Origin of the sequence: Breznakia pachnodae (assembly GCF_030814225.1) — a bacterium.
In the GTDB taxonomy this organism is placed as follows: Bacteria; Bacillota_I; Bacilli_A; order Erysipelotrichales; family Erysipelotrichaceae; genus Breznakia; species Breznakia pachnodae.
The window spans coordinates 324,596-337,117 of sequence record NZ_JAUSUR010000002.1; the positions used below are offsets into that span (position 1 = coordinate 324,596).

At 31.9% G+C, this 12,522-nt stretch carries 6 protein-coding genes; all 6 read right to left on the reverse strand.

Annotated features, from left to right (window positions below):
* Positions 1-5: 5 nt before the first annotated feature.
* Positions 6-713 (reverse strand): InlB B-repeat-containing protein, encoded by a 708-nt coding sequence (locus J2S15_RS07475; RefSeq protein WP_307406926.1) that lies wholly within the window; start codon positions 711-713, stop codon positions 6-8.
* A 4-nt stretch (positions 714-717) separates the two neighbouring features.
* The gene (locus tag J2S15_RS07480; RefSeq protein WP_307406928.1) at positions 718-2,010 is read right to left on the reverse strand and encodes an RNA polymerase sigma factor; all 1,293 of its coding nucleotides are present in this window, start codon (positions 2,008-2,010) and stop codon (positions 718-720) included.
* 121 nt (positions 2,011-2,131) lie between these two features.
* Positions 2,132-9,505 (reverse strand): DUF7927 domain-containing protein, encoded by a 7,374-nt coding sequence (locus J2S15_RS07485; RefSeq protein ID WP_307406930.1) that lies wholly within the window; start codon positions 9,503-9,505, stop codon positions 2,132-2,134.
* A 26-nt stretch (positions 9,506-9,531) separates the two neighbouring features.
* The gene (locus tag J2S15_RS07490; protein ID WP_307406931.1) at positions 9,532-10,254 is read right to left on the reverse strand and encodes an InlB B-repeat-containing protein; all 723 of its coding nucleotides are present in this window, start codon (positions 10,252-10,254) and stop codon (positions 9,532-9,534) included.
* On the reverse strand, positions 10,251-11,549 hold the full coding sequence (locus J2S15_RS07495) for an RNA polymerase sigma factor (protein WP_307406933.1): 1,299 nt from the start codon (positions 11,547-11,549) through the stop codon (positions 10,251-10,253). The genes J2S15_RS07490 and J2S15_RS07495 overlap by 4 nt, the downstream gene beginning before the upstream one ends.
* Before the next feature lie 106 nt (positions 11,550-11,655).
* The gene (locus J2S15_RS07500; RefSeq protein WP_307406934.1) at positions 11,656-12,480 is read right to left on the reverse strand and encodes an HAD family hydrolase; all 825 of its coding nucleotides are present in this window, start codon (positions 12,478-12,480) and stop codon (positions 11,656-11,658) included.
* Positions 12,481-12,522: the final 42 nt, after the last annotated feature.

The following is a 12,522-nucleotide window of genomic DNA, read 5'->3' on the forward strand; positions in this document are numbered from 1 at the left end:
AAGGTTCATTTTTTTGATTTAAATTGCTTTAAAATCAATAAAACTATTATCAAAGTTCCCAAGAATACGATAAATAAAGGGAAATAGTTATATTCATTTTCTTGTTTTATAACCGTCAGGTTCTTTTCGTTCTTTTCTTTTAAATCTTCTACTTCATTAATTTCATCATTATGATCTTTTTTATTATCTAGCTTTATCGATGCTGATACTTCTGGTTCTTCACTTGGCTTTTCTTCTACTTTTGGTGTTTCTTCAACTATCAATACATACTCTGCATTCACTGTTCTTTCTTCGGTAATATTCGTTAATCCAACCCAACCTGAAAAAAGCATTCCATCTTTTTGAGGAGCTGCAATTTCTGGAGCATTATTTCCATATGGTACACTTTGCGTTTGCAGATATTTTCCATCTGCATAGTAATGTACTTGGTAGATGATTGGTGTGTATACTGCATAATATCTTTTCGAAGTTTCTGCTTTATAAGAATTGAGATATTCTCCACTTCCATCAAGGGCAGTATTAAAACCTAAAAAGTTATATCCTTGTTTTGCAACTGTAGGAACATCGAAGTATTCATTCACCTCAACTGTTTGTGTTTGGATTAGTTGTGCCTCTTCATCATAAAACTGAATTGTTACTATTTCATTCGCTTGAATAGGAGACATAAAAATAAATATAAGAAAAGAGGTTAGTATCAAACTATATTTTTTCATCTTACTACCCCTTATTAATTGTAATTGTGTATTCACTATAATTACCTACATTGTCATACAGATATACTTTTACTGCTGTATCAAAACTACCTAATATTTTTCCATCATCATTTATTGGATATTTTTCACCTTTATATTCAGCATAGGATGTTTCATAATTTATACCTGCTATATCATCATCAATACTTAAAAGAATATAATCTTTGTAATATTCTTTTAATTCTGCAATTGGTGCATTTCTATCAATATTAGAAATCTCTATTTCTTTACTATTATTCTTAACTTGAATACTATAAGTTCCATTTTCTTCTGCATTAAACTGAATTCTTTTATCGCTCATTTCTACATCGATTACTTCATTATCTCTTTTAACTTGAATATCGCTTTTATCTACTGATTCATTTAACAGAACCTGTACTTCTACCAGTTTGTCTGTTGGATCATCAAAATATGCAATTTCATCAATGATATTCGTTGGTTTTAATAATGTATATGTCGCAGCGGTAGTAGCAAGTGCAGCAGCTATTGATATAATTGCCTTTTTAGAAATTGATGTTGAAGCGGTTGCAACACTACCAGATACAGTTCCAGCCATGCCTAAAGGAATCATAACTTCATGAACTTTTTCTAGTATGATTTGTGATTGAACTGCACTCATTTCTTGTGCTTTTGATAATTCCTGAAATGCTTGAATTACAAGTGGTGTAAATCCAATTGATAGATATGCGTTTGGTGATATACCCTTTTCACCCAAACGTTCTTTCAGCATGCCTCTTACTTTCATCAATCTTGTTTTTACTGTACCTTCAGGAATTTCTAAAATTTTTGATATCTCTGCAATTTTCATTTCATCCAGATAATATAGAACTGCTACTGATTTAAATCTTTCATTCAATTCTTCAATTGTATCTTCTACTGCATGAAGCAATTCTTTTTCCTTATATACTGTCTTCTGAGATTTCTTAGCATCTTGTATATCATTCATATTAATGACATCATCCATATTTTGATAACGGACTTCTTTTCGATAGTGCAACATGATATTGCTGTAACAGATTTTAAATAACCAAGTATGGAAAGAATCTGGATCTCTTAAACTATGTATATTCTTAACTATCTTTATAAATGTTTCTTGTACAACCTCTTCAGCATCATCTCTATTTTTTAAATATGAGTAACTGAAATAATATAGTCCATGATTATAAAAATTAAAAATTTGATTAAATGCATCCAAATCATTTGGATTTTTTTGATAACGAATAACATATTCGCTATCTATTCGCTTGTGCTCTTTCATAACGCTTCGCCCCCGTGTCGTAAATTAGACGATAATTACAAAGAAAAAGTTCATTTTAGTAATTTTTCATAAGAAAAGCACACGCCATGTTAACGTATGCTTCTCAGTATTAGATAGTTTCTTACTTGTTTTTTGCTTGTTTTCTTTGTTTTAAGAATAATATAATTATTCCTGACATACTGATTATCAGTAAAGAAAGTAAACTATTAACATTAACCGTATCACCTGTCGCAATTGAAGGATTTCCTGCAATTGAAGCTGATTTCTTTGGTTCTATTGTATGAATTATTTCATTTGTATCCTTAGGGTCATTATCCTTGTGTTGAACCTGTGCAATATTACGAATTGTACTTTGATCTCCAGTTACTTTTACTCTGAAACTTACAACTGCAATTGCTCCTGGCTCAATTTCTTCAATTTCCCAAGTTAATTGAGTTTCATCTACATTAGTTTTTGTATTATCAAATGTAGAATAAATGCTCTCTTCTTCATACTCTGTACCTGTTGGCACTTTATCCATTACTTTAATTTCTCTTAAAGTTTCACTTCCTGTGTTTTCCACATGAATGAAGTATGTTACATAATCACCACTTTTCAAAATACTATCTGGTTCAGGATTACTTGATTTCTTAATCGTATACTCTAATCCTTGTTTATGTTCAACTTCATTTGATGGTGTCCACTCTTCTTCTTTAGGTGTTTTCGCATATGCCTGGTTCTTGATGTCTCGTTCACCTTCTGTGTTCAACTCATCCACTTTAACTTTAAAGCTTAAAGTAATTGTTTCTCCTTCTGGCACATTTTCAATATCCCATGTAAGTTCTCCTAGTCCATCTTTGATGTTAGTATCATCTAGTGTTACAAAATCTGCTGATCCTTCATATGCAATACTTTCTTCTACATATGTTGTATATTCTGGGATTGCATCTTTCACCTGTAAGTTATCTAATGATGATTCTCCTGTGTTTGTGACTTTGATATAATATGTAATTTTATCTCCACCATCTACATAACTTCCACTCTCTGGATTACTAGACTTTTCAATTTCATATGATACTTTTTGTTTGTGCTCTACTTCTTCTGATGGATCCCATGGATCTTCAGGTGCCTTCACATAAGCTACATTCTTAATTGAACGTTCTCCTGTTTCATACATTTCATCTACTTTGACTTTGAAACTTAAAATCACTTCTTTACCTACTGGCACGTTTTCAATATCCCAAGTAAGTTCACCTAATCCATCTGTAATAGTTGAATCATCTGGTGTTACTACATCTGCATCTCCTTCATATGAAACACTTCCTTCTACATATGTTGTATGCTCTGGGATTGCATCTTTCACTTGTGCTTTGTCTAATGATGACTCTCCCGTGTTTGTAATCTTTATGAAATAAGTTATTTCTTGATTTCCATCTACATAACTTCCGGTTTCTGGATTACTGTATTTCTCTATTTCATAAGCTACTTTTTGCTTGTGTTCTACTTCTTCTGATGGTTCCCATGGGTCTTCGGGTAGTCTTGTGTATGCTTGATTAAGAATTTCTCTTTCACCACTCTCATACATTTCATCTACCTTTACTGTAAAGGTTACAATTACACTCTTTTCAACTGCTAACCCTTCTATCTTCCATGTTAGTTCGCCTGTTCCATCTGTAATGGCTGTATCACTTGGAGTTACAGTAGTAGCATCTCCACTAAAGTTTATTGTTCCTGGTACATATGTTGTGTATTCTGGAATCGCATCTTTAATATCAATTTCTTTCGCGGTTGCTTTTCCTACATTTTTAACTGTAATACTATAAGTTATTTCATCACCACTACTTACATAACTGCCTTCTTCTACATCACTAACTTTAGTAATTGTTAGTAGAGGTTCTTTCACTACATGGTATGTTGTGTTTGAATCCTTTGAGATTTCTTTTTCAGAATAAACACTTTCATTTTCTTTATATGTGTTCCCATCAACATCTGTATATGTAGTTTCATATACTGTTTCTTCTCGTTGTACATCTTTTAAGTGTGCAGTATTATTAAACTCTTTTTCTAGTTCTTTCACTAATAGAGTTGCTGGATTATCTGATGTAGTTGGTGCCTTCACTCTAAATGTAAGATATACTTCTTCTCCACTACTCATTCCTGTTAATGTCCAAGTCATCTTACCACTACTATCTGGTCCACTCATAGTTGCAGTTGCATTACTACTTGGGAATGCAATAGCTGTATTTGAACTATCTCTAAACTCATAAGTCATACTACTAGCTATGTAAGTTGTATCTAATGGCAGATTGTCTGTGATTACGATATCTCCACTCTTAGCATCATCGTGACCTGTGTTTTTAATTACTAATCGATATTCGATTGTTTGTTCCAACTCAGAATATACTGGTGAAGATGCAGTCCCATTGTTTTCACTTTGTACTGTATTATCTTCATTTACTAATGCAGCTGCTTTTGTGATATCTGCTTCTCTTCTTATCGTTTTGTGTTCTACACTATTTGAAGGTTGATCTGGAATGTCTGGTTGTTTTGCGATTGCAATATTTTCATAAACACGTTCTGTTTCATTTTCTTCCCAATCAACTTTATCAACGATTGCTTTAAATGTATATTCAGATTTTCCTTTTGGAACTTCAAGTGTTGGCCAAGTTATGGTTCCTGTACTACTATTATATGCACTATCATTTACTTTTACTTGCGCTCCACCTTGTAGTTTATAAGTTATACTTCCACTCACCAAAGACATTCCATCTGGAAGTTTATCTGTCATAGTTAGGTTTGACTGATTCGCTGTAGGCGAATCAACTGTAATTGTATAAGTAACAATTTGTCCTTCTTTTACTATTGGTACATCACTACCATCATATGATCCTGTAGGATTACTTGCTTTTTCTACAGTATATGGTGCATAAACTCCCATATCCAGATTACTCATTCGATAATCCATTACTTTCATATCTTCAATCGCTGGTGTTGTAATTCCTGTAATCTTAGCACTTAGAAGGTTACCACTGCCATCTAATACTGCATCAGCATCACTATTTACTGTAGAACTTACTCCACTTGCTTGCTTCGTAGTTAATGTATATTTACTTAAATCTACTGTTCCACTACTATCAAACTGTACATAATAGATTCCACTTGGTAGGTTCGTAAATGAATATGCACCATTTGCATCTGTCACTACACCTGTAAGACTATTTCCTAAGATATCCGTAGTAACCTGTGTTCCATCACTTTTATATAAACTTACTTTCACATCAGGAAGTTTCCTTTCTGATGTTTCACGTTTACCATTTCTGTTTGAATCAATCCAAGCAACCCCTTCTACTGTTCTTCTCACTACTTTTGCCTGAACAACAGGTGCGTATAATGGGTCTTCGCTTGTTCCTGAAACTACTGTTGCATCATTTGCATAAATGTTTGCTGGTTTATTTTCTGTTACTTTCAACTTGTAACTAATCTTTATACTTGTTTTACCATCTAAACTCCCAGTTAAATAAATTGATGTTGGTTTAGTACCTGATGGTAATGTATATGTTACAGTAGTTCCACTCACTGATTTCGTGGCTGCAATAAAACTTGATGTATTTACATTGTAAGCATTATTACTTTGATTCTTCATTGATTCATCTGTAGAGTACTTTAAATCTAAAGTAGTTGTTGGTGTAGCTGAATACTCTAGAGTAATTGTATCTACTGTATAAGTTCCATCGAACTTCGTTCCTCTCCAGTCGCCTGAATATGGCATAATATCTAAGATTCTAATATTATTTTGAATGTTAGGAGATGCGTTTGCATAGTTAAGGAAATAACCAATATCTTCTCCTAATTCATACATGTTTTGATCGATACCTTTTGCGAAGGTAGTTGCATTTGTCTTAACTACTGTAAATCCTGCGCTTGTTTGATTTCCATTTGCAACACTATTAACTCTTCCATCACTGTCTGCATATATTTTTACAGTATTTGTAAAACTATCTGCATTCTTTGCATCGATATCTGGATTAGCAGCATTACCAATAATCACTGAATAATAAATTTTATCCATTATATCTCCTACTTTTACGTCCGTAAAAGTCCAAGTTAATGTTTGAACAGACCTTCCATTACTATCGGTTCCAACTCCTACAACAGGTTGAACTCCTGTACTATAATCTCCACCATCCACAGATTGAGTGTCTTGATTATAAGTTCCTCCTATTACAGTGGATCCAACAATATATTCCGTATTATATGGTAATGTATCAACAACTGTTACTTGATCTAAAATTTCACTGCTCGGTTTTTCACCATTAGCCAATTCCAAAGAAGGTTGTAGAACATAATCTACCTCTCTTTCTCCTGCATCTAAATCAAAGAGAGATTTAGCCTTTCCACTTACATGCTGAGCCACTCCTTTCGTTATCTTTGCATTGTTTCCAATAATTAAAAGGGATTGTCCGGCATTATAGCTACCACTATGAGATCCACTTACTATTTTTCCATTTCCATCATACACTGTTTTTGAATATTTATATCTTGTTTGATGTCTAGGACTCAAGTAAACTGTTTGAGTTGTTGGCATATTTCCATTTTGTACACTTTGATCTTCATCTAAATTTACATCTGTTGCCCAACCTCTCCACTCATTAACAGTTTGGTAAACTTTTCCTACTTCTGCATCTTCTTTAATTTTTATTGGTATTTTAAATATTAATCTTCCTCCTGAAGGAATATACCCTGTTCTAGATTCAAATAAGACACCAACACAAGTATATCCATCTGCATTTAAATCACTAATATTATTATAGTATATTAAATCAGCTTCAGATGCATTTAGCATTTCATTATCATCAAGCCATCCTGTTTTATCAGGCTTTGCTGCATATAAAACACTGATATCAGCTTGTTTTGGCATATTTTGTGAATTTACATCCGACTCTGGATAAATACTAATATTATTTTTAGAACTTATCTCATAAGCCTCGTCATCAAATTTTTGTAGAAAATTAAAGGAATAAATTTCATTTTCTGGATCTGCCTTATCCTGCAACAAATAACCTAATATATATATTTCATTTCCTGGATATGTCCACGCATCTCCAGCTGCTCTATCTGTTGCCAAGTTTTTCCCTGACTCACTAACATGATAATTATATTTCTCATATGATCCTGGAATTCTCTCAGGGACACTTAATGTTTTACTATCATCAGTAGTCTTCGCTTGCGTAGTAACTTTTGTATCACTTTTTGATGTTGCTTCAAAATTGCTATCATCAATTGTAAAATAATACTCATAATCATCTGTTGGTTCCTCATCCATTGGAATAATAAAAACACATTGTAATGCACTAAAATTGGCTTGATGTGCTTCATATCTAATTGTAGTATCAATATCTGATGCATTATTCACTGGAAATACATACGGCGTATCGATTGAAAATCCACTTAAGTTTACTGATAAAGAATCTCCAGTTCCTGTTATTGTAAATGTTCCTGCTTTATTCTTTATAATATTCTTTGATGTAGATGTTGATCCATTTTTGTCTCCAAATGGTAATAATCCAGGTAGAAAATGCGAATTTGCTTCAAGTCTTATATTTCTTCCTAATGTTCCTTTGCTTGATGAAGTATTATGAAGTTTATAATCCCATAATACAGGTGTATAACTTGAAGTAACATCTGTTAAGGTTGAAGTATTACCCGATACTTGTCTTTCTACCTTTAATTTCAAATCAAAACTAAGATTATCTTTTGGTAACTCTATTCCTTTTATCCCTTTTTCTTTGCTATCATTAAGTATTTGAATACCAACACCAAATGATACTGCTCTTCCATACACTGTATTTGTTGATGAGGATGTTGCCATTTCCCCTGAATCCAAATCAAATGAACCTTTTGTATTCGTATATGAACTTTTCTCTGTAATAAAAATATTATATTTTGGTGCAGCAGATACTACTACATCATCTCCTGAGACTGATTTATAATCACTTTCGGGGTTACCATCCATCCACACTTCAAACGTAGGTTTTATAATATCTCCATTAATTGCTGCATTTACTTTTATTTCGAATGGAAATTGCCTTGTTCCAGGAAATACATTTTTTCCAGCTTCTGCAGAGAAAAATCTTTTCCCTGTTAATACTTGTTTTCCATCAATCACTTCAACTTTTGCATCCACAATCCATTTCATATTATCAAGATCAAATTCCGCTATATCACTTGCTACTGGTAGAGTTACTCGAAAGTAACCATATCCACTCGTAAATGATGTATACTCACTTGTACTTCTTATTTGAATATTTGCATCTACTAAATATCCTATCGTATCAAAGGTTCTAACAATTCCATTAGAGGATCCACTATCATTTCCAGGAGCATCATCTGTATCCCATACGGGTGTACCATCTCTTACTTCACTTATCTCAATACTAGACACATATGCACTATCAGACACTAAGCCTTCTCCTGGTTTGCTGTCAGTCCATTTTAAATTCTTTTCTTCTTCAACTAAATCAATTTTGTTTTCAGGAGCTATAACATTTCCATATTGATCTGCTACATAGAACCCCTCATTTACACTATTTACTGTTCCATATACTCGATAATATGTAACCCCATCTTTTCCCGTAAATGCATATACTCTTTCTCTTGTAACTAATGTGTCTTTATCTGCTTCTAATTTTACTGGTGTATTGTAGTAGTCTGGTATTGTTGAAGGTGCTGTTGTTTCTTCAAATCCATTGTTTGCCTTATTCAACACGTACTTATCAATATCTTCTTGTTTACCATCAGTAAAATCCTTTACTATATGCGTGGTATCATCTAACTCATACCATCCCTTAGTTGTTTCTGGACTATTTACATTACTAATATATCCATATGCTACATATATCTTATTACCATCTGCACCATCAAAAGAATACACATCATATCTCGCTGTTGTACTGATTGTATCTTCTTTCGTTATTGTTGTTGGTACACTTGTATAAGTTTCTCCTACAAATATATATGGTGCAATAGTTAATTTTTCACTATCTGTATCAATAGTAGTTGTAGATGTAATTGTACCTTGAGAGTTTGTCTCATAGAATGCATCTGCTGCTCCATCTTGACTACCATATATTCTATAGTAAGTATTGTTGTTCCTTCCCTTGAAATAATAAAGTACTGTTCCATCTCCTGTAGTGATTGGTTTACTTTCGTAATAAGTAGGTATATCACTTGGAGAAGTATTTTCCACAAATCCCGCTGCAAAGGTTTGTACTTGTTCCTTGGTAGCTTCTTCAGTAGTTATTATTTCACTTTCTGTTTTTGTTGTTTCTTCTGTTGATTCTGTAGATTCCGGTTGCGTTGTTTCCATGGATTCAACTTCTTCTGAATCTGGAGTTTCACTTACTTCGCTAGTTTCTGGTTCCAGCAAATCATCTGCCAGAAGGATGTCACTTGCGAACATTCCTACAATCATTGTCATTAATATCATTACGATTGATATTTTCTTAAGCTTTTTCATATTCTATTGCCCTCCGTTCCAATGATTCAGTTTTTTTTCTTAAAGTTCATTTTTTTCATAAAAATATAAAATAAAATGAAACTTCCTAAAAAGACAAAAATTCCAGATATCAATCTAGAGCCGTTTTTTTGTTGTAGTTGTTTCTCTTTTGTTGCTAAACTAGGAGAAGCAATAATATCTGATTCTTTAGAACTTCTTTCTATTTCTTGTATCTTTTCATCTTTATTAATTAGTTCTAATTCTGAATATTTTTCAGTTTCTTTTACTTCTTCTTTTTGTTCAATTTCCTCTATTTTTGTATATACTGCATAAATTGAACGATCTTCAGTAATGTTTGATAATCCATTCCATCCACTAAACTGATATCCTTCTTTATTTGAAACTGATATATTTGGTGCATTGTTACCATAACTAATTGTTTCTGTATGAATTAACTCATTGTCTAAGTAATACATTACTTGATAACTGGTTAGCATATATACTGCATAATAATTCTGGGATTTGATTGCGATGTCCGAATTTAAATATTCACCATTTCCATTCGGTTGTGTATTAAACCCTATAAAATTGTATCCATCTTTTAAGACTGTGGGAACTACTATTTCCTCTCCATATGAAAGTTCTTGACTAGAAATAAGATTTCCATATTCATCATAGAAGTTAACATCAATCATTTCCTCTGCCTGTATTCTTACAGATAATAAAGCGAGTAATAAAATGAACAATAGAAAACCTCTTACTTTTTTCATACACTAGTTTCTCCAATATTTATTTTATATTCTGTATTATTTCCAACCTTATCATATAAATAAATATAAACATCATTATCAAATGTTCCATAGATGTATCCATCCTTAATTTCTATCTTTTCATCTTTATAAATGGCATATGATGTTCCAAAATCAATTCCTGATAGTTCATCTTGTAATTCAAGATATATTTTGTCTTCCTGCACATCAATCGAATTGATGAGTGGTGCATTATGGTCAATATTTGTAACTGCCAATGTTTCACGTTCATCATCAATCGTTATTTCATAATTTCCATTTTCTTCAATAACAAATATTAGTGAATCCTGATCTAATTCAAATGCCACTTCTTTGTTATTATTTTTGATTTTAATCATATTTGATTCTACTTCTTTATTTAGAGATATTTGTACTTCAATATTTTTTCGTGTCATCGCTGTAGGATAGCTAATACTTTCAATAATATTTTCTTCATTTGTGAAATAAAAATAACCTACAGTTACAAGTGATGCTGCTGTTAGTGAAGCAACTATCTTTTTACCAATTGCTCCTGATGTTTTGCTTAATCCACCTGAAAGAATTGCTGGAGCTCCAACAAGTGCTATTTCATTATGAAGATTAGTTAATATTGTTTGTGAATGTACTTCATTCATTTGTGCTTGCTGATACATTGCTTGAAAGAAATTATATATAAAAGGGGTAAAACCTAGCGATAAGTATTTGTTTGGAGTTACTCCTTTACTTTCTAACTGTTCTTTCAGTTTTACTTTTATCTTCATTAATCTTGTTTTTACAGTTCCTTCTGGAATCTCTAAAATTTCTGAGATTTCTTTGATTTTGAATTCATCAAAATAATATAATCTTGCAACTGTTTCAAACCTACTTCCTAATTCTTCAATTGATTCATCAATTTCCTGATAGATTTCTTGCTTATCAAATCGTTCTTCTGGAGTATCAGATCCATCCTGAATTTCTTCTAAATTAAACTCATCATCAACGTCCTGATACTTTTTATCTTTTCGATAATGAAGCATGATTGTAGAATAACATATTCTATATAACCATGCATGAAATGCTTCAGGAGATTGTAAACTTTTAATATGCCGAATTACTTTAATAAATGTTTCTTGAACTATTTCTTCTGCATCTGCCGCTTTTCTAACATAAGAAATACTAAAATAATATAGAGCATTGCGATAAAATTCATATATCGCATTAAACGCTTCTAAATCATTTTGATTTTGTTGATACCTAAGAACATACTTCGTATCAACACGTTTTGCTTCTTTTTTCATATTGCCCTCCATGCCCATTCTTTCCTATGACGCTTATTTTAGGCAAATAGTTCATTTTGAAAGTAAAATAAAAGATCATCTTTGTTGTTTAGATGATCAAATTTAATTATTTTAATTTATGAAATCGCTGGTATAACCATTTAGCAACCCCGTCTTCATTATTGCTATCAATAATTCCTGTTGCTATTTTCTTTAATTCACTTGTTGCATTACTTACTGCATAACATTCATCTACATATTCAAACATCTCTATATCATTTTTAGCATCACCAAATGCTACAACATAATCACATCCTAAATATTCCTTTAGTTGCTTGATTGCATTTGCTTTTGATACTGTTTTTGGCATAATCTCTAACCAATGTTCATGGGTGTAGATATCTTTGTGAAATACACAATAATAGTTATCTTTTAGTTTTTCATATAATAGTTTTAGTTGTTCTTCTTTATCAATACAAGTGAAATAAAATATATTTCCATCATATAATTCCTTTTCAGTTTCTGCAGGGTTGTCTCTTATATCCCCTTGTCTTGTATTTAAATATTTAACTGCTCCTTCTGTAATATCTTTACGAATATAACGATAATATTCCTTATCATTTATAAAACTATATACTATAGGATGAACTCCTGCAGCGATTAATAATGATTTTATTTCTTCTACTTCTATTTTTTTAAAGAAGTTAGACATAAGAATCTTCTTTGTTTCATTTTCTACAATTATAGAACCATTATATACAATAAGAGGAAGTTTTGCATCAAGGCCTTTAGTTGCTTTTGATGCTGTTATAAATGATCTTGCTGTAGCATAAGAAAAAATCATCCCTTTTTCTTCCACTAATTCATTAATTGTTTTTCTTGTATAAGAGCTTAACACTTCATCAGAGTTCAATAATGTTCCATCCAAATCAGATACATATAATGTTTTCATATATACCTCCCTTTATTTACTTATCCGCATATTTAATACCAA

Excerpts from the sequence above, each read along its gene's own strand:
- J2S15_RS07485 (WP_307406930.1), bottom strand. The coding sequence starts at position 9,505 with ATGAAAAAGCTTAAGAAAATATCAATCGTAATGATATTAATGACAATG.
- J2S15_RS07480 (WP_307406928.1), bottom strand. The coding sequence starts at position 2,010 with ATGAAAGAGCACAAGCGAATAGATAGCGAATATGTTATTCGTTATCAA.
- J2S15_RS07490 (WP_307406931.1), bottom strand. The coding sequence starts at position 10,254 with ATGAAAAAAGTAAGAGGTTTTCTATTGTTCATTTTATTACTCGCTTTA.
- J2S15_RS07475 (WP_307406926.1), bottom strand. The coding sequence starts at position 713 with ATGAAAAAATATAGTTTGATACTAACCTCTTTTCTTATATTTATTTTT.
- J2S15_RS07500 (WP_307406934.1), bottom strand. The coding sequence starts at position 12,480 with ATGAAAACATTATATGTATCTGATTTGGATGGAACATTATTGAACTCT.
- J2S15_RS07495 (WP_307406933.1), bottom strand. The coding sequence starts at position 11,549 with ATGAAAAAAGAAGCAAAACGTGTTGATACGAAGTATGTTCTTAGGTAT.